20 protein-coding genes are annotated in these 26,996 nt (G+C 73.4%); 11 read left to right on the forward strand and 9 right to left on the reverse strand.

All coding sequences use genetic code 11. The features are described from left to right. Window positions 1–59: 59 nt before the first annotated feature. From ABTZ54_RS21465 to ABTZ54_RS21485, 5 genes are read right to left on the reverse strand one after another with little or no spacing between them, the layout of a single operon-like run. Window positions 60–878, reverse strand: coding sequence for an ABC transporter ATP-binding protein (locus tag ABTZ54_RS21465; protein ID WP_502997290.1), 819 nt, complete (start codon window positions 876–878; stop codon window positions 60–62). Further along, the gene (locus ABTZ54_RS21470; RefSeq protein WP_351665548.1) at window positions 875–1,924 is read right to left on the reverse strand and encodes an ABC transporter ATP-binding protein; all 1,050 of its coding nucleotides are present in this window, start codon (window positions 1,922–1,924) and stop codon (window positions 875–877) included. Before ABTZ54_RS21470 ends, ABTZ54_RS21465 begins: the two co-directional genes overlap by 4 nt. Before the next feature lie 4 nt (window positions 1,925–1,928). Then, on the reverse strand, window positions 1,929–2,819 hold the full coding sequence (locus ABTZ54_RS21475) for an ABC transporter permease (protein ID WP_351665550.1): 891 nt from the start codon (window positions 2,817–2,819) through the stop codon (window positions 1,929–1,931). After that, complete coding sequence (locus tag ABTZ54_RS21480; RefSeq protein ID WP_351665809.1) at window positions 2,816–3,769, reverse strand: ABC transporter permease; 954 nt, start codon at window positions 3,767–3,769, stop codon at window positions 2,816–2,818. Before ABTZ54_RS21480 ends, ABTZ54_RS21475 begins: the two co-directional genes overlap by 4 nt. Before the next feature lie 8 nt (window positions 3,770–3,777). Then, on the reverse strand, window positions 3,778–5,406 hold the full coding sequence (locus tag ABTZ54_RS21485; protein WP_351665552.1) for an ABC transporter substrate-binding protein: 1,629 nt from the start codon (window positions 5,404–5,406) through the stop codon (window positions 3,778–3,780). A gap of 261 nt (window positions 5,407–5,667) precedes the next feature. Here ABTZ54_RS21485 and ABTZ54_RS21490 point away from each other — a divergent pair, with 261 nt between their 5' ends. Continuing rightward, a complete protein-coding gene (locus tag ABTZ54_RS21490; protein WP_351665554.1) occupies window positions 5,668–6,636 on the forward strand; it encodes a LacI family DNA-binding transcriptional regulator in 969 nt (322 codons plus the stop codon). Between the two features lie 174 nt (window positions 6,637–6,810). Here the strand turns inward: ABTZ54_RS21490 and ABTZ54_RS21495 are convergent, their stop codons facing one another. Beyond that, window positions 6,811–8,445 (reverse strand): amidohydrolase, encoded by a 1,635-nt coding sequence (locus tag ABTZ54_RS21495; protein WP_351665556.1) that lies wholly within the window; start codon window positions 8,443–8,445, stop codon window positions 6,811–6,813. 145 nt (window positions 8,446–8,590) lie between these two features. Between ABTZ54_RS21495 and ABTZ54_RS21500 the strand changes: the two genes are divergently transcribed. From ABTZ54_RS21500 to ABTZ54_RS21510, 3 genes are all read left to right on the forward strand, one after another. Then, window positions 8,591–9,301, forward strand: a complete 711-nt coding sequence (locus tag ABTZ54_RS21500) for a TetR/AcrR family transcriptional regulator (RefSeq protein ID WP_351665558.1) — start codon at window positions 8,591–8,593, stop codon at window positions 9,299–9,301. Window positions 9,302–9,434: 133 nt separating this feature from the next. Next, window positions 9,435–10,829: an NAD(P)/FAD-dependent oxidoreductase gene (locus tag ABTZ54_RS21505; protein WP_351665560.1), complete on the forward strand. Its 1,395-nt coding sequence runs from the start codon at window positions 9,435–9,437 to the stop codon at window positions 10,827–10,829. A 100-nt stretch (window positions 10,830–10,929) separates the two neighbouring features. Continuing rightward, a complete protein-coding gene (locus tag ABTZ54_RS21510) occupies window positions 10,930–12,174 on the forward strand; it encodes an MFS transporter (protein ID WP_351665562.1) in 1,245 nt (414 codons plus the stop codon). A 78-nt stretch (window positions 12,175–12,252) separates the two neighbouring features. Here ABTZ54_RS21510 and ABTZ54_RS21515 read toward each other — a convergent pair whose 3' ends face one another. The 3 genes from ABTZ54_RS21515 to ABTZ54_RS21525 all read right to left on the reverse strand — a co-directional run bounded on the left by ABTZ54_RS21515 (window position 12,253) and on the right by ABTZ54_RS21525 (window position 15,651). Beyond that, the gene (locus ABTZ54_RS21515) at window positions 12,253–13,290 is read right to left on the reverse strand and encodes a M4 family metallopeptidase (protein WP_351665564.1); all 1,038 of its coding nucleotides are present in this window, start codon (window positions 13,288–13,290) and stop codon (window positions 12,253–12,255) included. Window positions 13,291–13,342: 52 nt separating this feature from the next. After that, window positions 13,343–14,653, reverse strand: a complete 1,311-nt coding sequence (locus ABTZ54_RS21520; protein WP_351665566.1) for a glycoside hydrolase family 6 protein — start codon at window positions 14,651–14,653, stop codon at window positions 13,343–13,345. A 119-nt stretch (window positions 14,654–14,772) separates the two neighbouring features. Further along, on the reverse strand, window positions 14,773–15,651 hold the full coding sequence (locus ABTZ54_RS21525; RefSeq protein ID WP_351665568.1) for a glycosyltransferase family 2 protein: 879 nt from the start codon (window positions 15,649–15,651) through the stop codon (window positions 14,773–14,775). 349 nt (window positions 15,652–16,000) lie between these two features. Between ABTZ54_RS21525 and ABTZ54_RS21530 the strand changes: the two genes are divergently transcribed. The 7 genes from ABTZ54_RS21530 (at window position 16,001) to ABTZ54_RS21560 (ending at window position 26,992) form a co-directional block, all read left to right on the forward strand. After that, a complete protein-coding gene (locus tag ABTZ54_RS21530) occupies window positions 16,001–17,482 on the forward strand; it encodes a sugar transferase (protein ID WP_351665570.1) in 1,482 nt (493 codons plus the stop codon). Between the two features lie 17 nt (window positions 17,483–17,499). After that, window positions 17,500–18,618, forward strand: coding sequence for a Gfo/Idh/MocA family protein (locus tag ABTZ54_RS21535; protein ID WP_351665574.1), 1,119 nt, complete (start codon window positions 17,500–17,502; stop codon window positions 18,616–18,618). Next, window positions 18,615–20,777 (forward strand): aminotransferase class I/II-fold pyridoxal phosphate-dependent enzyme, encoded by a 2,163-nt coding sequence (locus ABTZ54_RS21540; RefSeq protein WP_351665576.1) that lies wholly within the window; start codon window positions 18,615–18,617, stop codon window positions 20,775–20,777. Before ABTZ54_RS21535 ends, ABTZ54_RS21540 begins: the two co-directional genes overlap by 4 nt. Continuing rightward, window positions 20,774–21,472: an acetyltransferase gene (locus tag ABTZ54_RS21545; protein ID WP_351665578.1), complete on the forward strand. Its 699-nt coding sequence runs from the start codon at window positions 20,774–20,776 to the stop codon at window positions 21,470–21,472. The genes ABTZ54_RS21540 and ABTZ54_RS21545 overlap by 4 nt, the downstream gene beginning before the upstream one ends. Continuing rightward, window positions 21,469–22,584, forward strand: a complete 1,116-nt coding sequence (locus ABTZ54_RS21550; RefSeq protein ID WP_351665580.1) for a DegT/DnrJ/EryC1/StrS family aminotransferase — start codon at window positions 21,469–21,471, stop codon at window positions 22,582–22,584. Before ABTZ54_RS21545 ends, ABTZ54_RS21550 begins: the two co-directional genes overlap by 4 nt. A gap of 61 nt (window positions 22,585–22,645) precedes the next feature. Continuing rightward, window positions 22,646–25,897, forward strand: a complete 3,252-nt coding sequence (locus tag ABTZ54_RS21555; protein ID WP_351665582.1) for a DUF4082 domain-containing protein — start codon at window positions 22,646–22,648, stop codon at window positions 25,895–25,897. A gap of 48 nt (window positions 25,898–25,945) precedes the next feature. After that, a complete protein-coding gene (locus ABTZ54_RS21560; protein WP_351665584.1) occupies window positions 25,946–26,992 on the forward strand; it encodes a glycosyltransferase family 2 protein in 1,047 nt (348 codons plus the stop codon). The last annotated feature ends 4 nt before the right edge of the window (window positions 26,993–26,996 follow it).

Genomic DNA, 26,996 nt, shown 5'->3' on the forward strand with positions numbered 1-26,996 from the left:
CGGCGCGAAACGGGAGTTGCTCTCCGAGTGACCGGCGCGGAACGGGGGTCGCTCTCCCCTCAGCCCACCGCCGCCCGCGCGTCCGCGATGCCCGCCGGGTCCCAGCCGCGCCGGGGGACGGAGTCCAGGAGGAGGCGGGTGTAGGGGTGTTCGGGGGCGGTGAGGACCCGGGAGGTCGGGCCGGACTCCACGATGCGGCCCGCGCGGAGCACCACCAGTTCGTCGGTGATGTGGCGGACCACCGCGAGGTCGTGGGTGACGAAGAGGAAGCCGACCCCGGCCTCGCGCCGGATGCCGCTGAGCAGTTCGAGGATCTGGGCCTGGATGGAGACGTCCAGGGCGGCCACCGCCTCGTCGAGGACGAGCACCCTGGGCTCGGCGGCCAGGGCCCGGGCGATGGCCACGCGCTGGCGCTGGCCGCCGGAGAGGCGGCGCGGCAGGGCGTCGGCCTCGCGCGGGCCGAGGCCGACCTGGTCGAGGAGTTCGGCGACCCGGGCCTTCCGGGCCGCCGGGTCGAGCCGGAAGTGCAGCCGGAGCACCTCGTCCACGCAGCCGCCGGCGGTGATCCGGGGGTCGAGGGAGAGGTAGGGGTCCTGGAAGACCATCTGGATCTCGCGGGCGCGGGCCAGCCGTTCGGCCCGGCCCCGGGGCCGGGCGGAGCGGTCCCGGCCGTCGAGGGTGACGGTCCCGGCGTCGGCGCGTTCGAGGCCGACGAGCATGCGGACGGTGGTGGTCTTGCCGCTGCCCGACTCGCCCACGATGCCGAGGGAGGAGCCGGGGGCGAGGGTGAAGGACACGTCGTCGACGGCGGTGTGGTCGCCGTACTCCTTGCGGAGCCCCGTGACGACCAGGCCCTCCCCCTTCACGGTGGTGGTCACAGCAGGATCCCTTCGTCGGCGCGGTGGCAGGCGGCGAGCCCCTCGCCGTACGCCGTGAGCGCGGGCGTCTCCTCCGCGCAGCGGGGCAGGGCGTGCGGGCAGCGGGCGGCGAAGTGGCAGCCCGGCGGGGCCTCGGAGACGGAGACCGGGCGGCCCACGATGGGCCGGGGTGCGGGCGCGTCGGGGTCGATGCGCGGGGTGCAGGAGAGGAGGCCCGCGGTGTAGGGGTGGCGGGGCCGGTCGAAGAGCTCGTCGGCGGCGCGGGTCTCGACGATGCGGCCGGCGTACATCACGTACACCCGGTCGCAGATGGCGGAGGCCAGTTCGAGGTCGTGGGTGACGAAGAGGAGCCCGGTGCCGCGCTCGGCCTGGAGGCGGGTGAGGATCGCGATGATCTCGGCCTGGGTGGTGACGTCGAGGGCGGTGGTCGGCTCGTCGGCGACGATGAGCGCGGGGTCGCCCGCGAGGGCGGCGGCGATGACGACGCGCTGGAGCATGCCGCCGGAGAACTCGTGCGGGCGGCGGCGCAGGGCGCCGCGCGGGTCGCGGATGCCGACGGCGTCGAGGAGTTCCTCGGCGCGGGCGGTGGCCTTCGCGGCGGGGGTGCCCGCGGCGCGCAGGCCCTCGGTGACGAAGTCGCCGACGCGGCGCAGCGGGTTGACGGAGGCGCGCGGGTCCTGGAAGACCATGGCGACCTCGCGGGCGCGCACGGCGGCGAGTGCGGCCCGGTCCATGGTGAGGACGTCGCGTCCGGCGACGCGTATCTCGCCGGTGGTGCGGGCGCCGCCGGGCAGCAGGCCGAGGACGCTGCGGCAGGCGACGGACTTGCCGGAGCCGGACTCGCCGACGAGGCCGACGGTCTCGCCGGGGGCGACGGTCAGGGAGACGCCGTCGAGGAGGGGGCGGGCGGCCTGGCCTTCGGGGAGGCGCAGGGTGAGCCGGTCGATCTCCAGGACGGGCCGGGTGTCGTTGCGGATGTCGTTCCGGGTGGCGTTCCGGGCCTCGTTCCCGGTCTCGTTCCGGTTGTCGTTCCGGTTGTTGCTCATGGGGTCACCGCTCCCGCTTCGCGATCCGGTCGGCGATGCCCTCGCCGACGATGCCGAACGCCACGACGGCGAGGACGATGCAGACGGACGGGGCGAGCGCGGGCAGCATCGCGCCCTGCTGGAGCGCCGACTGGCCCTCGTTGATCATGGCGCCCCAGTCGGCGGTGGGCGGCTGGACGCCGAAGCCGAGGAAGGAGAGGGCGGCCAGGTCCATCAGCGCGTAGCCGAAGTTCATGGCCGACTGGGCGAGCAGGGTGGGGGTGATGTTGGGGAGCAGGTGGCGCAGGCAGATGGTCCAGCCGGACCAGCCCTGCACCCGGTAGGACTCGATGTACGGGCGGGCCTTCTCCTGGCGGGCGATGCCGCGGACCAGGCGTCCGACGTACGGGGTGTAGGCGACGGCCATGGCGATGACGGGGGCGGTCATGCCGGAGCCGACGACCGCCACCAGCATGATCGCGAGGAGCAGTCCGGGGATGGCGAAGACGAGGTCCATGGACCGGGAGAGGAAGGCGTCGGCCCAGCCGCCGCGCCAGCCCGCGACGACGCCGAGGACGGTGCCGAGGAGGGTGGAGACGGCGACGACGAGGAGCGGGCCGAGGAGTCCGGTGCGGGCGCCGTACATCAGCCGGGACAGCAGGTCGCGGCCGGACTGGTCGGTGCCGAGGAGGTGGTCGCCGCTGGTGCCGACGAGGCTGGACGTCAGGTCCATCGCCTCGGGGTCGTACGGGGCGATGAGCGGGGCCAGGGCGGTGACGAGCACGAGGGCCACGAGGAGGAGCACGGCCGTGGTGAACAGCGGGCCCTGGCCGAGCGCCCGCAGGCGGCGCAGGCCGGGCCGGCGGCGCAGCGCGTCCGCGGGGCCGGCCGCCCCGGGGCTTGCGGTGAGGGTCATGAGGTGCCTTCCCCGTGGAGGGTGAGCCGGGGGTCGATGAGGGGGGCGCAGAGGTCGACGACCAGGTTGACGAGGACGAAGGCCGCGACGCTGAGCAGGGTGACGGCCTGGACGACGGCGAAGTCCTTGGCGCTGACGGACTGGACGAGGAGGGAGCCGATGCCGGGGACGTCGAAGGCGGTCTCGACGACGGAGGTGGTGACGAGGAGTCCGGCGAGCATGGTGCCGCCGACGGTGACGACCGGTCCGAGGCTGTTGCGCAGCACGTGCCGGCGGACCACGGTGCGTCCGGCGACGCCTCGGGCGCGGGAGACGTCCACGTGGTCGCGGCCGAGTTCGTCGAGCATCGCCGAGCGGGTCACACGGGCGAGCAGTCCGGCGAAGGTGGTGGCGAGGGCGAAGGCCGGGAGGGTGAGGTAGTAGAGGCGTTCGCCGAGGCCTTCGGGGGTGCCGCCGGGGCCGGGGAACCAGCCGAGCTGCACGGAGAACAGCGAGACCAGGCCGATGGCGCTGACGAACGAGGGGGTGGCGGTGGCGATGCCGGTGGCGATGAGGACGAGCCGGTCGAGGAAGCCGGGGCGCAGCGCGGCGAGCACGCCCGCCGCCACGCCGCCGACGGCGACGAGGACGGCGGAGTAGCCGACGAGCAGCACGGTGCCGGTGAGCCGGGAGCCGAGCAGGGCCGAGACGTCCTGGTGGTACTGGGCGGAGCGCCCGAAGTCGCCGTGCAGGGCGCCGCCGAGCCACTTGAGGTACTGCACGGCGAGCGGGTCGTCGAGGTGGTACTCGGCCCGCAGCGCGGCCACGGTCTCGGGGGTCGCGGGGCGGCCGTGCAGCAGGAAGGAGACGGGGTCGCCGGGGGCGAGGTGGACGCTGGCGAAGACCACGAAGGAGGTGACGAGCAGGACGCCGAGGAGTCCGGCGAGCCGGCCGAGGAAGTAGCGGAGCATGCCGTTCATCAGGAGGTGGCGCCGATCGTCGCGGCCCAGGGGTAGTAGAGCTGGGCGATGCCGGTGGGGGCGCCGGTGACGCGGCTGCCGAGGAAGACGGTGTACGGGGCCTCGTAGAGCGGGATGATGGGCAGTTCGCGCACCGCGATCTTCTGGAGTTCGGCGGTGAGGTCGGCGCGGGCGCCCGGGTCGGCGGCGGTGTTGGCGCGGTCGAAGGCGGCGTCGTAGCCGGGGTCGGACCAGTTGCCGTAGTTCCCGAAGTCGCCGGTGCGCAGGTACTGGTAGAACTCCAGCGGGTCCGGGGTGTTGTCGTACCCGTTGGTGATGACCAGGTCGAGTCCCTTGCGGGCGTTCTTGTCGACGAAGATGCTGCTGTACGCCTCGGGCGAGACGGACTTGAGCTGGACGTCGAGGCCGATCTGGCGGCCGGCGGCCTGGACGGCGTTGGCGACGACGCTGATCTCGGGGGCCAGGGTGCTGGTCACCAGGGTGACCTTCTTGCCGGTGGCGCCGGCCTGCTCCACGAGCTGCTTGGCAGCGGCGACGTCGTAGACGGGCTCGGGCAGTTCGGCGAAGTACTTGTCGGTGCGCTCGGGGAGGAGCGACCAGGCGCCGCGCGCGGCGGGGGCCTTGGCGGGGATGCCGATGCCGCCGGCGGCGGCCTTGACGATGTTCTTGCGGTCGAGCGCCATGGACAGCGCCTGGCGGACCTTCAGGTCGCCGAGGGTGCCCTTGAAGTCGAGGACGGCGAGGTTGGCGGCGGCGGTGTTGGGGCCGAAGTACAGCTTGCCCTTGTTGCTCGCGCGGAGCTGGGCGAGGGCGGACGAGGGGACCATGTAGCCGCCGTCGGCGGTGCCGGAGAGGAAGGTGTTGGTCCGGGCGGAGGGGTCCTCGACGAAGGTGAAGCGGACCGTGTCGGTCTTCGGCGCCAGCTTCTTGTCCCAGTACGCGGGGTGCTTCTTGAGGGTGATCGACTCGCCCTGCTGCCACTTGTCCAGGGCGTAGGGGCCGGTGCAGTTGACCTTGCCGCCGGGGACTCCGTACTCCTTGCCGGTCTTCGCGAGGAAGGCGGCGCTCTCGATGGTGCCGGGCGAGGCGGCCATCAACTCGTTGAGGAGGATGTCGGGCTTGGTGAGGCGGAGGGCGACCTGGAGCGGCCCGGTCTTCTCGACCGCCTTGACGTTCTTGAAGGCGGAGCCCCAGGGGGAGCCGGTGGCCGGGTCCATCTGGCGCTTGAGGGAGGCGACGACGTCGTCGGCGGTCATGGTGGTGCCGTCGTGGAACTTGACGCCGGGGCGCAGGGTGTACACCCAGGTGAGCGGGTCGGGGTTCGCCCACTTGACGGCGAGTCCCGGCTCGATCCTCAGGTCGGGGGTGACCCGCAGGAGCTGCTCGCAGACGTTGGCGAGGACGGTGTTCGGCGGGTAGTCGAAGGCCTGGGCGTAGTCGAGGGTGTACGGCTCGGCGTACAGCGACCAGGTGAGGGAGGCCAGTCGGCCCTTCGCCGCGGGGGAGGTCGGCGTGACGGTGTACGCGGCGGAGCCGGCGCCCGGCTTGGTGGCGCCGGAGCAGCCGGACACCGTGACGGCGAGGGACGCGGTGCAGGCGAGGGCTGCGAGGAGTCTGGGCGTGCGCAAGGAGACCCACCCCTTTACGGGTGTAGAGACGTGCACTGGGGATGCGTGGGATGCAGGGGGTGCTGCCGGGTGCTGGGGGGATGGAGCGAGTATTGATGCGGGAACGTTCCCGCACAAGACTTTGCGGGAACGGTTTTGCAGAGGTCACGGAGGTGGCAGCATCGGAGCGTGACCACATCTGAACAGCACGGAGGGCATGCCGGGGACAGGCCCGGCGGACCCGGCGCGCGACCGCCAGGACCCCGGGTCAGGCTCGTCGACGTGGCCCGTGAGGCCGGGCTCTCGAAGACGACCGTCTCCGCCGCGCTCAACGGCACCGGGCGCCTCTCCCCCGCCGTGCGGGAGCGGGCGCGCGAGACCGCGCGGCGGATGGGCTACCGGCCCAACGCCACCGCCCGGCAACTGCGCGCCGGGCGGGCCCGGCTGATCGGCTACGTCGTGGGCGAGTTCGCCGGCGAGCCCTGGACCTACCTGGACTCGCCGTACTTCGCCCAGCTGACGAGCGCGACCGCGGCCGCCGCCCTGAGACACGGGTACGCGATGGTGATGCTGCCCGCGGGGACGCTCCAGCGGGAGTGGGCCGATCTGCCGCTGGACGCGGTGATCGTCGCCGACCCCGTCGAGGACGATCCCCTGGTGGAGGACTTCCTCGCCGCCCGTATCCCGGTCTTCAGCGACGCCTCGGTCGCGGGACGGACCGGTGCGTACTGGGTCGACCTGGACACGGAGGCCGCGGTACGGGACTCCCTGGACCACCTGCGGGAGCGGGGGTCCCGGCGGACCGCGCTCGTCCTGCCCGACAGCACGACCCGCTTCCACCGGCAGGTCCACGCCGCCTACCGCGCGTGGTGCGCGCGGCACGGCGCCGAGGAGCTGGTGACCCTGGTCCCCGCGCCCGGCAACGGGCCGGTGATCCGGTCGGTCGAGGAGACGCTGGGCGCGCTCCCCCGGCCCGACGGGCTGTTCGTCGTGGCGGAGGCGAGCCCGCCGCTGGTCCTGGACGCCGCGCGGCGGCTCGGCCTCGCGGTGCCCGGGGACGTGCGGCTCGTGTGCGTCAGCGAGGACAGCTCCGCCGCCCACGCCGACCCTCCGGTCACCACGCTGAGCCTGCGCCCGGCCGACGTCGCCGAGGCGGGCCTCTCGCTGCTCGTCCGAGCCCTGGAGGACGGAGGCAGCACCCCCCCGGGTGTGCTGCTCTCCGCCCGGCTCAGGGTGCGGTCCTCCACCTGACGGGGGCCGCGCGGCGACCCGATCGACGGCGGTTGGCCCGGCGGCGGGCCCGGCAGGCCCGGCGGCAACGGCGGCAACCGCGCGGACAGTTCCGCCGGGCGCGCCGGGGGCGCGGCACCCCGCGCGGGTGCGCGGCTTTCCTCGCCGGTCCGGCGCGAGCGGCATGACGTCCCCCTAGCCCGCGTACACGCGGGTGCCGCCGACGAAGGTCTGCTCCACGCGGGCCTCGGCGATCTCCTCGGCGGGCGCGGTGAGGATGTCGCGGTCGAGGACGACGAGGTCCGCGAGGTACCCGGCGCGCAGGCTGCCGGCCTCGTCGTGACCGCCGACGTGGGCGGAGCCCGCCGTGTAGGCGGCGAGGGCGGTGGTGAGGTCGAGGCGCTGCTCGGGCAGGAAGACCCGGCCGTCGGTGGCGCCGGGCTCGGCCCGGTTGACGGCCACGTGCAGACCGGCCAGCGGGTCGGGGCTGGAGACCGGCCAGTCGCTGCCCGCGACCAGGGTGGCGCCGGCCCGGACCAGGTCGCCGAACGGGTACTGCCGGGCGGCGCGTTCGGGGCCGAGGAACGGGATCGTCAGCTCGTCCATCTGCGGCTCGTGCGCGGCCCACAGCGGCTGGATGTTGGCGAGCGCGCCGAGGCGGGCGAAGCGGGCGATGTCGTCGGGGTGCACGACCTGGAGGTGGGCCAGGTGGTGCCGGTTGCCGCGGCGGCCGTTGGCCTCGACCGCGGCCTCGACCGCGTCCAGGGCCTCGCGGACGGCGCGGTCGCCGAGCGCGTGGAAGTGCACCTGGAAGTCGAGCGCGTCGAGCTCGGTGACGTATCCGCGCAGCGCCTCGGGGTCGACGAAGCTCAGCCCGCTGTTCGCGGTCGCGCAGCCGCAGGCGTCGAGGTAGGGGCTCATCATGGCGGCGGTGAAGTTCTCCGCGACGCCGTCCTGCATGATCTTCACCGAGCCGGCCCGGAAGCGCCCGTGGTGCGACTTGGCGCGCCGCTCGACGAGTTCGGGGATCTGCTCGGCGCCGCGCGCCCGGTCCCACCACAGCGCGCCGCTGACCCGCGCGGTGAGGGTGCCGTCCTGGGCGGCGGTGAGATAGGCGTCGGAGGGGTCGGTGATCCCGCTGAAGGAGCCGAGGAGGGCGTCCTGCCAGCCGGTGATGCCGAGCGAGTGCAGCATCGCCTGGGCGCGCAGCAGGCCGTCGAGCCGGTCGGTCGCGGTGCTCGCCGGGACGAGCCGCTGGACGAGGGCGACCGCGCCCTCCTGGAGGACTCCGCTCGGCGTCCCGTCGGTCTCGCGCTCGATGCGGCCGTCGGCCGGGTCGGGCGTCTCGGCGGTGATCCCGGCGAGCTCCAGGGCACGGGAGTTGGCCCATGCTCCGTGGTGGTCGCGGTTGACCAGGAGGACCGGCCGGTCGGCGACGACCGTGTCCAGGAGCTGCCGGGAGGGCAGCCCGCCCTCGAAGCTCTCCATGGACCAGCCGCCGCCGGTGATCCAGGGGCGGTCGGGGTGCTCGGCCGCGTACCCGCCGATGATCCGCAGGTAGTCGTCGACGCCGGTGGTGCCGGTGAGGTCGCACTGGGCCATCTCCATGCCGCCGGAGACGGCGTGGATGTGGGCGTCCTGGAAGCCGGGGATCAGCAGCCTGCCCGCCAGGTCGACGACCTCGGTCCGCGGACCGATCAGGGCGCGGACCTCGTCGTGGCCGACGGCGATGATCCGCTCGCCGACGACGGCGAGGGAGGTGGCCCGGGTCCGGGCGGGGTCGCCCGTGAAGACGGGGCCACCGGTGAAGACCAGGTCGGCCGTGCTCATGTACGTACTCCTGGAGGGTGAGGGGCCGGGGCCGTTGCCGCCCTGGACCGCCGGACGGGCCCCGGGAGCGGGGCCGGTGCGAGGGGCGTCATGCAACCGGTGCGGTGGTTTACACGTCAAGGGCGTTGACATAAGGTCCGGCGGCATGGCCGAACGAGTGGTGCCGGAGAACCGGCGACAGCGCAGGCGCCCCACCAAGCAGGGCACCGTCCTTTCCGAGCGGATCATCATCGAGACCGCGCTGCGGCTGGTCGCGCAGCACGGCGCGGAGGCGTTGTCGGTACGCCGCCTGGGCGCCGCCCTGGGCGCCGATCCGAGCGCGATCTACCGCTACTTCCGCAACACCGACGATCTGCTGCTGGCCCTCGCCGACGAGCTGATCGGCATCGCGCAGCGGGGCTGGCGGGCCACCGGCGACTGGCGGTCCGACCTGCGGGACATCGCCCTGCGCGTGCACGCCGCCTATCTGGCCAATCCGCAGGCGGCGGCGCTCGCGGCGCACCGCACGACGGGCCGCGAGCACGAGACCCGGGCCGTCGAGGCGATCCTCTCGGTGCTGCGCGGGGCGGGCTTCCCGGACGCCGAGGCGGTGCGGATCTACCACGCGTTCGTGGACCAGGCGCTCGCGTTCGCCGCCCTGGACGCGGCCGCCCTCGCCCTGCCGGAGCCCGCCCGGGAGGCCGACGAGCAGGTCTGGCACGCGGCGTACGGGAAGCTGTCGGCCGCCACCCACCCGCATGTCGCCGCGACGTTCCCGCTGCTCGCGGCGGACATGAGCGAGAGCGGGCACCCCTTCGCGCTGGAGCTGATGCTGGACGCGGTGGGGGCCCGGCTCGCCGCGCACCGCAAGGGCTGACCCGGGCGGATCCGGCGGGCCCCGGGCCCGCGCGCGGCTTACGTCAACACCATTGACGCAAAATCGCCCGGCCGGTTCTCATGGCGGCACTTCGGAGGCCCGTACCTCCGCGATCCGAAGGAGCCCCGCCCCCATGAACCCCGACCCCGTGCACGCGCTCCGCGACGCCTCGCCCACCCCGTTCTGGCTGGACCACCCGGGCAGGCCGCAGGCGTCCCCCGCCCTCGTCGGCCCCACCGACTGCGACCTGCTGGTCGTCGGCGGCGGCTACACCGGACTGTGGACCGCGCTCATCGCCAAGGAGCGCGACCCGTCCGCCGACGTGGTCGTCATCGAGGCGGAACAGGTCGGCGGCGCCGCCTCCGGCCGCAACGGCGGCTTCTGCGAGTCGAGCCTCACCCACGGCCTGGGCAACGGCATCGCGCGCTGGCCGAACGAGATCGGCCGCCTGGAGCGCCTCGGCCGGGAGAACCTCCAGGCCATGCAGGACACCATCGAGCGCTACGGGATCGACTGCGACTGGGAGCGCACCGGCTCCCTCGCCGTGGCGACCGAGCCGTACCAGCTCGCCGGGCTGGAGGAGGAGATCGAGGCCGCCCGGCGCTACGGCACGGAGCTGACGCCGCTCGACGAGGCCGCCGTCCGCGCCGAGATCGACTCCCCGACCTTCCTCGGCGGCCTGTGGGACAAGGACGGTGTCGCCATGGTCGACCCCGCCAAGCTGGCCTGGGGCCTGAAGCGCGCCTGCCAGGAACTGGACGTCCGGGTCTACGAGCACACCCCCGGCACCGGGCTCACCGAGGACGGCGCCCGGGTCGCGGTCACCACCCCGTACGGCCGGGTACGCGCCCGCCGGGTCGCCCTCGCCACCAACGCGTACCCCTCGCTGCTGCGCCGGCACCGCCCGTACACCGTCCCGGTCTACGACTACGCGCTGATGACGGAACCCCTGACGGAGGCCCAACTCGCCTCCGTGGGCTGGAAGAACCGCCAGGGCTGGGCCGACTGCGCCAACAGCTTCCACTACGTGCGGCTCTCCGCCGACAACCGCATCCTGTGGGGCGGCTACGACGCCGTGCACCGGCGGGAGGTGCGGGCCGAGCACGATCAGCGGCCCGCGTCCTACGTCACCCTCGCCCGGCACTTCTTCGCCACGTTCCCGCAGCTCGCCGGGGTGCGCTTCAGCCACGCCTGGGGCGGCGCCATCGACACCAGCACGCGCTTCTGCGTCTTCTTCGACACCAGCCACCGCGGCAAGGTCGCCTACGCGGCCGGCTACACGGGCCTGGGCGTCGGCGCCACCCGCTTCGGCGCGGAGGTCATGCTCGACCTGCTCGCCGGACAGCGCACCGAACGCACCTCCCTGGAACTGGTCCGCCGCAAGCCCCTGCCGTTCCCGCCCGAGCCGGTGCGCTCGCTGGGCATCGGCATCACCCAGTGGTCCCTCGCCCGCGCCGACGCCCACGAGGGCCGCCGCAACCTGTGGCTGCGGACCCTGGACCGGGCCGGCCTCGGCTTCGGCAGCTGACACGGGCGAAGCCTCCTCTCTCTCCTCTCACTTGAACCACCCGCACCACCTGGGCCCCCCACGCCACCCGCACCTCTGCTCCACGGCCAAGGAGGCCCCGTTGAACTCCCCCGACACCGCCCTGCCCACCGAGGCGAGACCCGCGTCCGGCGGCGGTCTGCGCCGACTGATGCCGCTGCTCACGCTCGCCCACGCGGCCATGTTCACGGTCTACATGGGCGTCGGCGGCATCCTGCTGCCGGTGCAGGTCGAACTCCTCGACCCGGCCGACAAGGTGGCGAACCTGGGGCTCGTCTCCGGTGTCGCCGCGATCTTCGCGACGCTGTTCAACCCGCTCGCCGGTCTGCTCTCCGACCGTTCGGGCCGCCGCAACCCGTGGATCCTGGGCGGCGGCCTCGCGGCCCTCGGCGCGCTGGCCCTGCTCGGCGCCGTGCGGACCGTGCTGCTGGTGACCGTCGCCTGGTGTCTCGTCCAGGCGACGATGAACGTCTACCAGGCGGCGCTCACCGCCGTGGTGCCCGACCGGGTGCCGGTCGAACGGCGCGGTCTCGCCTCGGCGATGGTCGGCATCGGCACCCCGATCGGCTCGGCGGTCGGCATCACCGTCGCCGCGCTCTTCGTGCCGGACTCGCTCACCACCGGGTATCTCGTGATGGGCGCGGTCATCGCGGGCGCGGCCGTCCTCTTCACCGCCCTGGTGCGGGACCGCAGGAGCCCGGCCCCGGCCGAAAGGGTGCCGCTGGGACGCCAGTTCGCGGCGTTCGCCTCCACGCTCGGGAACGCCGACTTCCGCTGGGCGTTCATCGGGCGCTTCCTGCTGATGCTGGGCTTCTTCGCCGTCTCCCTCTACCAGCTGTACATCCTCCAGGACCACATCGAGCTGCCCGCCGGGCTCTCCCCCACCGACGCCGTGGCGATCACGGCCCCGATCGACGCCGTCTGCACGCTGCTCGCCACGGTCGCCGGCGGTCTGCTCTCCGACCGCATCGGCCGGCGCAAGCCGATGATCGCCGTGTCCTGCGCGCTGAGCGGCGTGTCCATGCTGGTCCCGGTGTTCCTGCCGACATGGACCGGCATGCTCGTCTTCACCGTCCTGACCGCGCTGGCCTTCGGCAGCTTCATGGCCGTGGACACCGCCCTGGTCACGCTGGTGCTGCCCAGCGCCGACGACGCCGCCCGTGACATGGGCGTCCTCAACATCGCCAACGCGGGCCCGCAGATCATCGCCCCGTTCCTGGCCTCGCTCCTCGTCGGCACGGTGGGCTACGACGGCCTGTACGTCGGGGCGGCGCTGCTCACCCTGCTCGGGGCGGCTTCGGTCGCGGGCATCAAGGGCGTGCGCTGAGGGGCGTACGCCGGGGGGCGGGGTCCGGGGTGGTGTGCCCCGGACCCCGCCCCCCTCGTTTCCGTACCGGCCCGGGTGTCAGACCCCCGGGATGGCGCGGCCCCGGAAGGCGGCGCGGACCGCGTTCGCCGCGTCCGGGCCGTACATCCGCTGGGCCGTGGCGATCGTCTTCGTCGCCGCGTCCGAGAAGGACGTGTCGGGCGCGAAGCCGAACTGCGCGTTCACGATGATCCGGTCGGCGGTACGGGCGCCGAGCGCGCCCCGGATGTCCCACAGGGCGCGGGACCAGATCTCGCCGTCCGCGTGCACCTCGCCGACCCGGTCCGCGTAGGTCTTGTCGCCGTCGACCCGGCGCAGGCAGTGCGGGGCCGTGCTGTACGGGACGGAGTCCCAGTCGGCGACGCAGGCGAGGTCCGTCTTGACCGCCCAGCCGTAGCGGGCGGCGGCGTGGCTGCCGACCTCGACGGCCAGGTAGTCGCCGAAGGCCTCGCCGATCGCGCCGGACTCGGCGGTGGAGCCGAAGCCGGGCACCTGGGCCTCGTGCACGGCGTGGCCGTACTCGTGCACGATCACCTCGGCGTCCTCGGCGTCGTCGACACCGCCCTTGCCGAAGCGGATCTCGTCCTTCTTGTCGGTGAAGAAGGAGTTGTCCGAGCCCCACTGGTTGAGCCGCACGGCCTGGGGGCGGTCGTTGGCGCCGGGGAGCTCGCCGCCGAAGCCGAGGCCCTGGAGGTACTCCTGCGCCTCGTTGACCCAGAAGTAGGCCATGACCTGCTCGAACTGGTCGTCGTGCCGGTTGTACGCGCCGGCGTCGGCGGTCTTCGCGGGGGCGCCCGTCTCGGACCTGACGTACGCCCAGCGCCCGGAGAGTCCGCCACTGCCGTCGAGGTTGCGCAGCACGGCGGTGGTGTACGCGGAGGCGGGCACCGCGTCGGCGGCGTCCTTCGCGTCGTCGAGCGTCTGGTCGCCCGAGGACTGCACCGGGTTGACCATGAAGATACGGGCCTGCGGGCCGCTCGCGGCGGGTGCGGCGGCCGTGGCCGTCGTGACCGGGGCGGCCAGCGCCACGGTGGCGGTGGCCGCGGCGATCAGGCCGCGGGTTGTGCGGCGTGCCATCAACGTCCTCCTGGTTGGGGGATGTGAGGGGGGTGGCGTGGTGCGGGCGTGATCATCGCGCAAGGACGGGGCCCGCGTCGAGAGTCAGGGCGGGAAGGGCCTCGCGGGCCAGACCGTGGGCGAGCGCGGGCCACCAGGCACCGGCGGGCGGGTCGACGACGCCGTACACGGGATCCAGGGTGCCGCCGGTGCCCCGGGCGCAGCTCCCGTCGGACTCGCCGACGATCTTCACGTACAGGAAGGCGTCGGCCAGCGGGACCCCGGTGTCGGCGGTGGGGCGCGGGCCGATGCCCCGGCCGGGCGGGTTGCACCAGGTCTCCGGGTCGGCGTACGTGCCGGGGGCGGGGGTCCAGGGGCCGCGGCCGTTGCGGCTGGTGTCGACGACGAAGTGGAGGAGCTCGGTGGTGGCGGGGCTGCCGGTGGCCTGGGCGTACCAGGCGTCGGTCCAGTGCCAGGTGGACGGGTCGGCCGCCGAGACCGCGTTGCCGGGCGCGCCGTCGTTGGGGGCGGCGCCGGAGTAGTACTGGCTCGCGCACCAGTCGGTGTGGCCGCGCGCCCAGTCGGGGCCCCGGGTGGCGAACCAGACGCACTTCGAGACCCAGGTGCCGTAGCGGGTGAGCTGGTCGGTGGGCTGGAAGTTGGAGACGTTCAGGGAGAAGCCGTCGGCCTTGGCCACCCCGGCGTCGATCAGCCGCCGGGCGATGTCGCCGACGGCCTTCCACTGGCTGTTGCCCGCGTCGAGGTAGACGGAGGTGCCGGGGCTCCGCTTGAGCGTCGTGACGGCGAAGTCGAGGTCGGCCAGGCGGGCGGCGGTGAGCGCGCCGGTCGGGTCCACGTTTCCGGCGCAGTCCTTGGGCAGCGCGGCCAGGGCGTCGGGCTCCAGGATCACCAGCGCCGGGCCCGCGCCGACGCCCTCGGCGAAGGCGGCGATCCAGTCGCGGTAGGCGGCCGAGGAGGCGGCGCCGCCGCTGGAGTAGAGCCCGCAGTCACGGCCGGGGATGTTGTACGCGACGAGCACGGGGACCTGCTGCGCGGCGCGCGCCCGCGCCATGAGGGCGCCCACTCCGGCGCGTACGCCCCCGGGAGTGCCCTGGGTGAACCAGGCGGCCTGCGGCAGCGCGGCGAGCCGGCGCATGTTCTCGGCGTCCCCGGCCGCCCCGGCTGCTTCGTCGGTGAGTGCCTGCCGTGCGGCACCGCTGTCGGGGTCGACGTAGAACCTGGTCGCGGTGGTGAGCGGGCCCTCGGGCACCCCTCCCGCGCCGGGCGTCTCGGCCGACGCCGGGGCGACGGCGGTCCAGGCCGCGCAGGCGGCGAGCGCCGCCGCGACGGCGACGGAACGCCGCCCGGGAATCCGGATTCTCATGAAGGGCCCCTCCCCTGGTGTGCTCACTCGCAGCGTAGGCGGCGATGATCATCCGGCGGGGCGGAACCCTTCGTTCGGTCCGGAACTCGGTCGGGATGCGGTCGGGATGCGGCCGGGATTCAGTCCTGTCGGCTGCTCTCGTCCCTCAGCCAGGTGTCGAAGTCCCGCGCCCTGATGGCCTTGCGCGCGCCCCTGCGCGCCGCGAGCGCCGCCGAGAGGAAGACGACGACGGCGGGCAGCAGCGTCGGGTCGGCGCGCAGCAGGGCCCGCAGGTCGGAGACGCCGGTACGGGCCGAGGGCGGCGCGGCGGGCTCCGTCGGGGCCTGCCCGGGCGCCGATCGGGCCTGGTGGTCCTCCAGTTGGGCCGTGGAGGTGGCCGCCCGCACCCTGCGGCGGATCAGGTCCCGCCAGGTGCGGGGCGGCCGGACGACCACCCGGGCGGTCCGGACCACGCTGCGTTCGGCCGGCCCGAAGGCGAGCGAGGCGGCCAGGTCGTCGGCCATCAGGGGCGGCAGCGCGGCGATCCGGGCGTGGCCCTCGCCGGACATGGCGATGACGCCCCGCCCGAAGAGCCCCTCACGCACGGCGGGCAGCCGCTGCCACACCCGGTAGTACGCGCGCACCCGCCAGGAGCAGCCGGTCATCGGCAACTCCCGTTCGGGCGCGGCGGCGAGGACCTCGCCGGGTGCGGCGAGCGCGGCGGCCAGGGCGCGCACGTCCCCGGCGCCGAGCACCACGTCGGCGTCCACGTAGATCCGGGGGAAGCCGCGGGCGTGCTCGTCGCCGAGCCGCAGGGCCTCGTGTTTGGAGGGCACGGGCGTCTCGACGACCCGGACGCGCGGGCCGCGCCCCGCGGCGACGCGGGCGGTGGCGTCCGTACAGCCGTTGCACACGACGACGATGTCGAACTCCTCGTCGCGGGCGCCGTCCAGGAGGGCGTCCAGGAGGCGGCCGAGGGTGCGTTCCTCGTTGTGGGCGGGGATCACGATGCTGGGCACGGGGACAGTATGACCAAGGAGTCCCACTCTTACAGTTCCTTCAAGTATCGGTAGGAGTTTCACACAACTCCTGGATGGCCTGCCCCAGTTGGTCTAGATTGAGCGCTGCCGGATCCGCTGGGGCACGAACACGACTCGTCCCGGGTGGATTCTGCGTCCTGTGCGGACACGGCCGTGGCTGGGGAGACTCACGACCGCGGTCCGCATTGTTCAGTCAGGCGGAAGAGCCGCGCACCCTCGTCGCACCACCGCTGCCTTTCCCTGCCCGCGAGCCGCTCTCGTGGACAGTCCCTGGGGAAGGGCACGGGGGATCGACGGGTTGCGCGGGAAGCGCCCTTGGGGGGAATGGATGACCGTCCTGCCGGTCACGCATGAGCGGCATCGAGTCGAATCCACACATTTCGATGTCCACCGCCTGTGGTGGCGGAGAAGACACCAGATAATCCTGCTGGCCGCGGACACCACCGCGGCCGCCCTCGCCGCGGTGAGCGTCCTCGGCGTGGTGGGCCACTGGCCCGTCGTCATCGGCCTGCCGCCGGCCTGGGTCGCCCTGATGTGCGCCCACCGGGCCTACGAGCGCGGCGTGTTGGGCTCCGGCGGCGAGCTGTACCGCCGGGTGCTGCGCGGCGCCCTGGTCCTGCCGGCCCTGGCGGCGGTCCTCGGCTGGGGGCTGGTCGGTGACCTCGACCTGCTCCACGAGATGATCCTGGCGGCCCCGGCCGTGGCCGTCCTCGCGCTGGCCGCCCGCTTCCTGCTGCGCCGCTGGCTGCGCCGGGACTGGGCCCAGGGCCGCAACCGCACCACGGCGGTCCTGGTCGGGCCGTCGGCGGGCGTCGGCGAACTCCTGTCGGCGCTGTGGAACGGCGGCCCCGACCGCACGCCGGGCCGGGTCGGGCTCCAGGGCATGGACATCGCGGGCGTGTGCCTGACCGATCCGGGCAACGCCCGGGGCCGCGCGGTGCTCGACAAGCTGGGCGTGCCGATCCTCGGCGGGGTGGCCGAAGTACCGGGCGCGATCAGAGGGTTCGGCGGCTCCACCACCGTGGTGGTGCTGCCCTCGCCGGAGATCGACGCGACCCTGCTGCGCGCGCTCTCCTGGAGCACGGCCGCCGCGGGCGGCGACTTCCTGCTGGCACCCGCCTTCGGCGACGTGGCCGCCGCACGCCTGGCGGTCCGGCCGGTCGGCGGCGTCCCGCTGATCCATCTGCGGGCCCCCCGGCTGTCCCGCTGGGCCCGGCTGCCGAAGGAGCTCGCCGAGCGCCTCGCGGCCGCCGTGCTGCTGCTCGCGCTCGCACCCCTGATGTGCGTCGTCGCGCTGGCCGTACGGCTCGGCAGCCGCGGGCCCGCGCTGTTCCGGCAGGTCCGGGTGGGCCTGCACGGCAAGCAGTTCACCATGTTCAAGTTCCGTACGATGCGCCCCGACGCCGAGGCGGTCAGGGCGGAGCTCGCGGACGCCAACCACAACAGCGACGGCCTGCTGTTCAAGGTCCGCGACGATCCCCGTGTGACCAGAGTAGGCGCCACGCTGCGCCGCTACTCGATCGACGAACTGCCCCAGTTGTTGAACGTGTTGAACGGGCGGATGTCGCTCATCGGGCCGCGCCCGCCGCTGCCCGAGGAAGTCGCCGGATACAGCCACGAGGTCCGGCGCCGGCTGCTCGTCAAACCGGGCCTCACCGGCCTGTGGCAGGTCAGCGGACGCTCCGACCTGCCGTGGGACGAGGCCGTACGCCTCGACCTGGCGTACGTGGACAACTGGTCGCTCGGCCTGGACGCGCTGATCCTGCTGCGCACCGGCCCCGCCGTCCTGCGCGGGACGGGGGCCTACTGACGATGAAGGGAACACACGTGAGCGACGCGAAGGACGCGGCTCGTCCGGACGGGCCGCTGGGGGTCGCCGTCATAGGCGCCGGCTACTGGGGCCCGAACCTGGTCCGCAACTTCCAGGCCAGCGACCGCTTCCGGCTGCGCTGGCTCTGCGACCTCGACGTCACCCGCGCCCAGCGGGTCCTGGGCGGCTACTCCACCGTCCAGGCCACCGACGACTACGCGGCGGTGCTCGCCGACCCGGAGGTGCGCGCCGTCGCCGTCGCCACCCCGGCCGGCACCCACCTGGACGTGGCGCTCGCGGCGCTGCGCGCGGGCAAGCACGTCCTGGTCGAGAAGCCGCTGGCCACCACGTACGCCGACGGGGCGCGGCTGGTCGCCGAGGCCGAGGAGCGCGGCCTGACCCTGATGTGCGACCACACCTACTGCTACACCCCGGCGGTGGCGAAGATCCGCGAGCTGGTGCGCGAGGGCGCGCTCGGCGACATCCACTACGTGGACTCGGTGCGGATCAACCTGGGCCTGGTCCAGAAGGACATCGACGTGCTGTGGGACCTCGCCCCGCACGACCTGTCCATCCTGGACTTCATCCTGCCCGAGCACGTGGAGCCGGTCGCGGTCGCCGCGCACGGCGCCGACCCGATCGGCGCGGGCCAGGACTGCATCACGTATCTGACCCTCCAGCTGAACACCGGGGCCATCGCCCATGTGCACGTCAACTGGCTCTCCCCGACCAAGGTCCGCACCACCATGGTCGGCGGCTCCAAGCGCACGCTGATCTGGGACGACCTCAACCCGGCGCAGCGCGTCGCGCTGTTCGACCGCGGGGTGGACCTGGCGACGCCCCAGGAGCTGGGCGCGGACGAGCGCCGGGAGGCCCTCATCTCGTACCGCAGCGGCGACATGGTCGCTCCGGCGATCGGCGAGAAGGAGGCGCTGCGGAGCATGGTCGACGAGTTCGCGGCGGCGATCACGGAGGGCCGGCCGCCGCTGACCGACGGCCGGGCCGGGCTGCGGGTGCTGGACATCCTGGAGGCGGCCTCGCGGAGCCTGGAGTTCCGCGGTGCGGTCGTCGGCCTGCGGACCGGCTCCGACCGGTCCATCAAGAACGGGAACGAAGTGCTGGGAGAACGGCGTTGAGCGATATCGCGGGCAAGCGGGTCCTGGTCACCGGCGGTGCCGGGACCATCGGCTCCCATGTGACGGACCTCCTGGTGGAGGGGGGTGCGAGCCAGGTCGTCGTCCTGGACAACTTCGTGCGCGGGCGGCGGGCCAATCTGGCGAAGGCGCTGGCCAGCGGCCGGGTCGAGCTCGTCGAGGGCGACATCCGCGACGCGGCGACCGTCCACCGGGTCACCGAGGGCGCCGACCTCGTCTACCACCTGGCGGCGATCCGCATCACCCAGTGCGCGGAGGAGCCCCGGCTCGCCAACGAGGTCATGGTGAACGGCACGTTCAACGTCCTGGAGGCGGCGGCCGCCGCCGGGGTGGGCAAGGTGATCGCCTCCTCCTCGGCGTCCGTGTACGGCCTCGCGGAGTCCTTCCCGACCACCGAGCGCCACCACCCGTACAACAACGACACGTTCTACGGCGCGGCCAAGGCCTTCAACGAGGGGATGCTGCGCAGCTTCCACGCCATGTACGGCCTGGACTACGTGGCGCTGCGCTACTTCAACGTGTACGGGCCCCGGATGGACATCCACGGCCTCTACACGGAGGTGCTGATCCGCTGGATGGAGCGGATCGAGGCGGGCGAGCCGCCGCTGATCCTCGGCGACGGCACCCAGACGATGGACTTCGTCGACGTCCGCGACATCGCCCGCGCCAACATCCTGGCGGCGCGCGAGGGGCTCACCGACGAGGTGTTCAACGTGGCGAGCGCCACCGAGACCTCGCTGCGCGAGCTGGCCGACGGCCTCCTGGAGGTGATGGGCTCCGATCTGGAGCCCGTGCACGGCCCGGCCCGCGCGGTCAACGGGGTGACCCGGCGGCTCGCGGACACCACGCTCGCCGAGGGGCGGCTCGGCTTCAAGGCCGAGATCGACCTGCGGACGGGTCTGCGGGACCTGGTCGACTGGTGGCGGGCGGAGAAGGGCGCGACGGGGACGGACGCCGACGTGGCCGCCGCCTCCGAAGCAGCCGCGGAAGCAGCCGAGAAGGCCCCCGTACGGATCCCCGTGATGGTGCCGTGGCTCGGCGAGGAGGAGGCCAAGGCGGCCTCCGACACCGTGCTGTCCGGCTGGGTCGCGCAGGGGCCGAAGGTCGCCGAGTTCGAGCGGGCCTTCGCGGAGCGGGTCGGCGCCCGGCACGGCGTGGCGGTCAGCTCCTGCACGACCGCCCTCCACCTGGCCCTGGTCGCGCTCGGCCTCGGCCCCGGGGACGAGGTCGTGGTCCCCTCGCTCTCCTTCATCGCCACCGCCAACGCCGTACGGTACGTGGGCGCCGAGCCGGTCTTCGCCGACGTCGAGCTCGCCACCGGCAACCTCACCGAGGCCACCGTGGACGCGGTCCGCACCCCGCGCACCAAGGCCGTCCTCCTCGTCCACCAGGGCGGGGTCCCCGCCGACGTGGCCGCGCTGCGGGCCGCCTGCGCGGGCTGGGGGCTGCCGCTGGTCGAGGACGCGGCCTGCGCGATCGGCTCCACCGTCGACGGGGCCTCCGTCGGGCGTGGCGCGCTGCTCGCCGCCTGGTCCTTCCACCCGCGCAAGCTGCTCACCACGGGCGAGGGCGGGATGGTCACCACCGACGACGCCGAGTGGGCGGCGCGGCTGCGCAGGCTGCGCGAGCACGGGATGAACGTCTCGGCGGCCGAGCGGCACGCGAGCGGCAAGCCGGTCCTGGAGAGCTACCTGGAGACCGGCTTCAACTACCGGATGACCGACATCCAGGCGGCCGTCGGCCTCGCCCAACTGGCGAAGCTGGACGCGCTGGTGGCCCGCCGCAGGGAGCTCGCCGCGCGCTACGGGGAGCTGCTGCGGGACGTGCCGGGCCTGACGCCGGTGACCGATCCCGCGCACGGGGAGGGCAACTTCCAGTCGTACTGGGTGCTGCTCGCCGAGGAGTTCCCGGTGGGCCGCGACGAACTGCTCGCCGTGCTCGCCGAGGCGGGCGTGTCGGCCCGCCGGGGCATCATGGCCAGCCATCTGGAGCCGGCCTACGCGGGCCACCCGGCCGGGCCGCTGCCGGCCACCGAGCGGATCGCCCGCGACTCGCTGATCCTGCCGCTGTTCCACACCCTGACGGAGGAGCAGCAGGACCGCGTGGTCGCCGTCCTGCGGGAAGCGGCGGCGCGTCCGTGACCGAGCTCGTCATCATCGGCGCCGGCGGCTTCGCGCGGGAGACCGCGCAGGCCGTCCGGGCCGCCGGCCTGCCCCTGGCGGGCCATCTCGACGACGACCCCGCGCTGCACGGCGTCGAGGTCGACGGAGTGCCCGTGCTCGGCGGCAGCGCGCTGGTGCGGGAGCTGCCCGGCGCGTCCTTCGTGGTCTGCGTCGGCAGCCCGCGCGACTACACGTCCCGGGCCCGGGTGGTCGAGCGTCTCGGCCTGCCGGAGGAGCGTTACGCCACCGTGGTGCACCCGACCGCGGTGGTCTCGGCGACCTCGGTGCTCGGCCCCGGCACGGTGCTCCTCGCCCACACGGTCCTGACGGCCGCGGTGCGGGTGGGCCGGCATGTCGCGGTGATGCCGCACACCGTCCTCACCCACGACGACGAGGTGGCGGACTTCGCCACCCTCGCCTCCGGGGTACGGCTCGGCGGCGGCGCCCGGATCGGCCGGGGCGCCTACCTCGGCGCGGGCGCCCTGGTCCGCGAGGGCACCACCGTCGGCGCCTGGTCGCTCGTCGGCATGGGCAGCACGGTCCTGGCCGACGTCCCCGAGGGCGAGGTGTGGGCAGGATCCCCGGCCCGCCGGCTACGCGCGGCGGCACCGTCGGCCCTCGCACAGCTCACGCCCGTCCCGCCCGTCCCGGTAAGAGGAGTGAACGGCACATGAACCAGATCCCCCTGGTGGACCTGAAGGCGGCGCACGCCGAGGTCGCCGAGGAGATACGCGCCGGATTCGACCGGGTCCTGGCCGGCACCGCCTTCATCGGCGGCGCGGAGGTCCGGGAGTTCGAGCGGGAGTACGCGGAGTTCGGCGGCGTCGCCCATGTCGTGGGCGTCGCCAACGGCACCGACGCCCTGGAGCTGGCGCTGCGGGCGAGCGGGGTCGGGGCCGGTGACGAGGTCGTCGTCCCCGCGAACACCTTCATCGCCACGGCCGGCGCGGTCGCCCGCATCGGGGCCCGGCCGGTCCTGGTCGACTGCGACCCGGAGACCCTGCTGATCGACCCCGAGGCCGCGCTGGCCGCGGTCGGGTCCGGCACCCGGGCCGTGGTGCCGGTCCACCTGTACGGGCAGAGCGCGGACGTGGCCGCGCTCGCCGGGGCGCTCCCGGAGCGCGTACGGATCGTCGAGGACGCCGCCCAGAGCCAGGGAGCGAGCCGGAACGGGCGTACGCCGGGCAGCGGGGGCATCGCCGCCACCAGCTTCTACCCGGGCAAGAACCTCGGCGCCTACGGCGACGCCGGGGCGGTGCTCACGGACGACCCGGAGGCCGCCGCTCTGGTGCGGGCCATCGCCAACCACGGCGGGGTCGAGAAGTACCGGCACGACGTGCCCGGCTTCAACAGCCGTCTCGACGGGCTCCAGGCCGTGGTGCTCCGGGCCAAGCTGCGCCGGCTCGCCGCCGGCAACGCGGCCCGGCGGGCGGCCGCGGCCCGCTACGACGAGCTGCTCGCCCCGCTCGCCGCGGCCGGGCGGCTCGTGCTCCCGGCCACCGCCGAGGGCAACGAGCACGTGTGGCACCTCTATGTGGTGCGGGTGCCCGGGGCGGACCGCGACGGCGTGGTGGGCAAGCTGAACGCGGGCGGCATCGGCGCCGGGGTGCACTACCCGGACCCGGTCCACCTGACGCCCGCCTACGCCCATCTCGGCCACCGCCGGGGCGACTTCCCGCACGCCGAGCGGGCCGCCGGTGAGATCCTCTCGCTCCCGCTCTTCCCGCAGATCACCCTCGACCAGCAGCAGCAGGTCGTGGACGCGCTGGTGTACGCCCTCAACTAGGGCCCGCTCCCCCACCCCGGCCGGAAGGCCCGGACCTGTACTGCCCGTGAAAGGTACGGCGATGCAAAACCGATTCCGTCGAGCGAGAAGCGCCCTGTTCGCCCTGGCGGCGGCGCTGACCGCGATCTTCTTGCCGCCGGTCGGAGAGGCGAGCGCGCTCGCCGATCCCTGTGGAACGGGCAGCAATCCCATCGTCTGCGAGAACTCCAAGCCGGGCACGCCCATGTCCGACTGGTTCGCGGGCAGCTCCTGGGGCGACATCGCGGGATTCCCGACGAAGATGAGCCTCCAGGCCGGGGAGACCCTCCAGTTCAAGGTCCAGTCCCCCTCGGCCTACCGGGTCCGGATCTACCGGCTCGGCTGGTACGGGGGTGACGGCGCCCGGCTGGTCTCCACCCAGGCGCAGGCCGACCAGACATATCCCGCCACCTACCTCACGCAGCGGCCCAGTTGCCTCAAGGACCAGCCGACGGGTCTGATGGACTGCGGCAACTGGCCCGCCACCGCGAGCTGGACCGTGCCGAGCGACGCGGTGTCCGGTCTCTACGTGGCCAACTTCGACCAGGCCGACGGCAACGGCCTCATGCCGTACCCCTTCGTGGTGCGCAACGACGCCAGCCGCTCCGAGATCCTCGTGCAGACCTCGGACCAGACCTGGCAGGCGTACAACGACTGGGGCGGCACCAACCTCTACGACGGCCAGGGCCCGGCCCCCGACGGGCGCGCGTACAAGGTCAGTTACAACCGGCCGATGGACATCGGCGGCGAGAACGGCATCTACGGCTCCGAGTTCGAGATGATCTCGTGGCTGGAGCGCAACGGCTACGACCTCAGCTATGTCTCCGGTCTGGACACGGCCACCCGGGGCTCGGCGCTGCTCGCGAACCACAAGATGTTCATGTCGCAGGGCCACGACGAGTACTGGACGCAGGAGCAGTTCACCAACGTCCTGAACGCCCGGAAGGCGGGCCAGCACCAGACGTACTTCTCCGGCAACGAGATCTTCTGGAAGACCCGGCTCGAACCGAGCATCGACGGCAGCGGCACCGCCAACCGGACCCTGGTCTGCTACAAGGAGACCAAGCTCAAGTTCCCCACGCCGAACGGCATACCGGACCCCAGCAACGTGTGGACGGGCACCTGGATGGACCCGGACAGCACCAAGGAGGGCGAGCCCTACCGGCCGCAGAACATCCTCACCGGTTCACTGTTCCAGGTGAACGGCCCCCGGAACGACGCCATCACCGTGCCCGCCCAGTTCGCGAAGATGCGGCTGTGGCGCAACACCTCGGTCGCCGCGCTCACCGGCAACCAGGTGGCGACCTTCCCGCAGGGCACCCTCGGCTACGAGTGGGACAGCGACATAGAGAACGCCTCCCGGCCGGCCGGACAGATCCGGCTCTCCTCGACCAGCGTCGACGTCAACGACGGCAACTACCTGCTCGACTGGGGCAATTACTACGGCAACGGAACCGCCACGCACAGCCTGGTCGCCTTCCGTGACCAGACCTCCAACGCCCTGGTGTTCGGCACCGGGACCGTCCAGTGGTCCTGGGGTCTGACCAACGTCCCGACGGCGGACCCGAACGGCGGGGTGGTCACCGCCGACAAGCGGATGCAGCAGGCCACCGTGAACATCCTGGCCGACATGGGCATCCAGCCGAAGAGCCGACAGGACGACCTGGTCCCCGCCGAGGCCTCCAAGGACCTCACGGGCCCCACCGTCACCGTGACCAACCCGGTCGCGAACAGCTCGGTCCCCGCGCTGCGGCAGGTCACCGTCACCGGCACGGCGGCCGACGCGGGCGGCGTCGTCGCCCGCGTGGAGGTCTCCACCGACGGCGGCACCACCTGGAAGGCGGCCGAGGGCACCACCACCTGGAGCTACAAGTGGACCCCGCTGACGGAGGGTCCGGTGCAGCTCAAGGTCCGCGCCGTCGACGACAGCGTCAACCTCGGCAATGTCACCACCGTGCCGCTGACCGTGTCCCAGCAGCAGTGCCCGTGCACGGTGTGGCCGGCCACCGCCCAGCCCACCAAGGCCAACAGCGGCGACGGCAGCTCCGTCGAGCTCGGCGTGAAGGTGCGCAGCTCGGTGCCCGGCACGATCACCGGCGTCCGCTTCTACAAGTCGACCGCCAACGTCGGCACCCACAAGGGCAGCCTGTGGTCGGCGGGCGGCCAGCTCCTCGCCACCGGCACGTTCACCAACGAGACCGCCTCCGGCTGGCAGGAGCTGAAGTTCGCGAACCCGGTCCCGGTGAAGGCCAACACCACGTACATCGCCTCGTACTTCGCCCCCAGCGGCGGATATTCGTACGACGCGCACTACTTCACCGACAAGAACGCCGGGCTTGCCCCGCTGACGGCGCTCCAGTCCGGCACCGACGGCGGCAACGGCGTCTACCGGTACGGCACCGCCGGCGGCTTCCCGAACCAGCAGTCCGCGGGCAGCAACTACTGGGTGGACGCCATCATGGAGACCGGCTCGGCCAGCACCGTGCCGCCGACCGTCACCGGCCGCACCCCGGCCCCGGGGGCGACCGGGGTGTCGATCACGGCCCCGCTGACCGCCACCTTCAACCAGAGCATCGACAGCGGCACCCTGGTGTTCAGCGTGCAGGGCCCCGGCGGCACGTCCGTCCCGGGCCGGGCCACGCTCGACGGGGACGGCAAGACGGCGGCCTTCACGCTCAACAGCCAGCTGGCGCTCGGCACCACGTACACGGTCTCCGTGCAGGCGGCCGACCTGTGGGGCAACGCCATGGCCGACCCGGTCACCTGGTCCTTCACGACGAGCCCGACCCCGCCGCCGGCCGCCTGCCCCTGCACCCTGTGGGGCGCCCAGACGGTGCCCGCGAGGACGGCGGAGACCGGTGACGGCAACTCCCTCGAACTGGGCACCCGCTTCCAGTCCGCGCTGAGCGGCAAGGTCACGGGCATCACGTTCTACAAGGGGGCGACCAACACCGGTACCCACACGGGCAGCCTGTGGGCCGCCGACGGCACCCTGCTGGCCACCGGCACCTTCACCGGCGAGACGGCCACCGGCTGGCAGACCCTGACCTTCGCCACCCCGGTCGCCATCGCGGCGGACACCACCTACGTGGCCTCGTACCACGCCCCCAACGGCAACTACGCCTCGGACGGCGCCTTCTTCACCGGCGCCCACCTGAACTACCCGCTGTCGGCGCCCGCCGACACCAGCGGCAGCGCCAACGGGCTCTTCCGGTACGGGGCCACGAGCGCCTTCCCGAACAACTCCTACAACTCGACCAACTACTGGGTCGGACCGGTCTTCACGACCGGCTGACCGCCCGACCCAGCGACCCGCACCCACCGAAACCGGGGAACGCACCACATGAGCTCAGTCAGCGTCGTCATCCCCTGCTACAAGTACGGCCACTTCCTGGCGGACTGCGTACGCAGCGTGCTCGACGAACAGCCCGGCCTCGACGTGCGGGTGCTCATCATCGACGACGCGTCCCCGGACGACTCGGCGGAGGCGGCCAGGAAGCTGGCCGCCTCCGACCCGAGGATCGAGGTCCGGGTCCACGAGACGAACAAGGGGCACATCGCCACCTACAACGAGGGCCTCCTTGAGTGGGCGGACGGCGACTACGTCGTGCTCCTGTCCGCCGACGACCGCCTGGTCCCCGGGGCGCTCGTACGGGCCGTGGCCCTGCTCGACGCCCACCCGGAGGCGGGCTTCGCCTACGGCAGGCCGCTGCGCTTCCGGCACGGCGGGCCGCTCCCGGCGGCCCGCACCCGCTCCACCGGCTCCGTGGTCTACCCCGGCCACTGGTGGCTGGAGCGGCGCTTCCGCGAGGGCACCGGCTGCATCACCTCGCCCGAGGTCGTGGTCCGCACCAGCCTCCAGCGGAAGGTCGGCGGCTACGACCCGGAGCTGCCGCACGCCGGGGACATCGAGATGTGGATGCGGCTGGCCGCCCACGCGGACGTCGGTTACGTCGCGGGAGCGGACCAGGCGTACTACCGGGTCCACGGCAACAACATGTCCACCACCGACTTCGGGGGCCAGCTCGACGACCTGCGCCAGCGCCGGGCCGCGTTCACGGCGGTCCTGGAGAAGTGCGGGGACCTGCTCCCCCAGGCCGACCGGCTCGCGGGTCTGGTGGACACCCGGCTGGCCCGCCAGGCGCTGCGCCGGGCCTACCGGGCCTACGACCGGGGGCGCACCGACGTCGTCCCGGTCGAGGAGCTGGTGGAGCTCGCCCGGCAGTGGCGGCCGGACGCCGAGGCGCTGCCGGAGTTCCGGGCCCTGCGGCTGCGGCGGCGGATCGGGGCGCGGGTCATGCCGTACCTCCAGCCGCTGGTGCTTTCGGCGGTGGTCGACCGGGGCCGCGAGTGGCTCTGGTGGCGCTCCTGGAAGCGCCGCGGCATCTAGTCCC

This window comes from Streptomyces sp. NPDC094032, assembly GCF_040303965.1.
GTDB lineage: Bacteria > Actinomycetota > Actinomycetes > Streptomycetales > Streptomycetaceae > Streptomyces.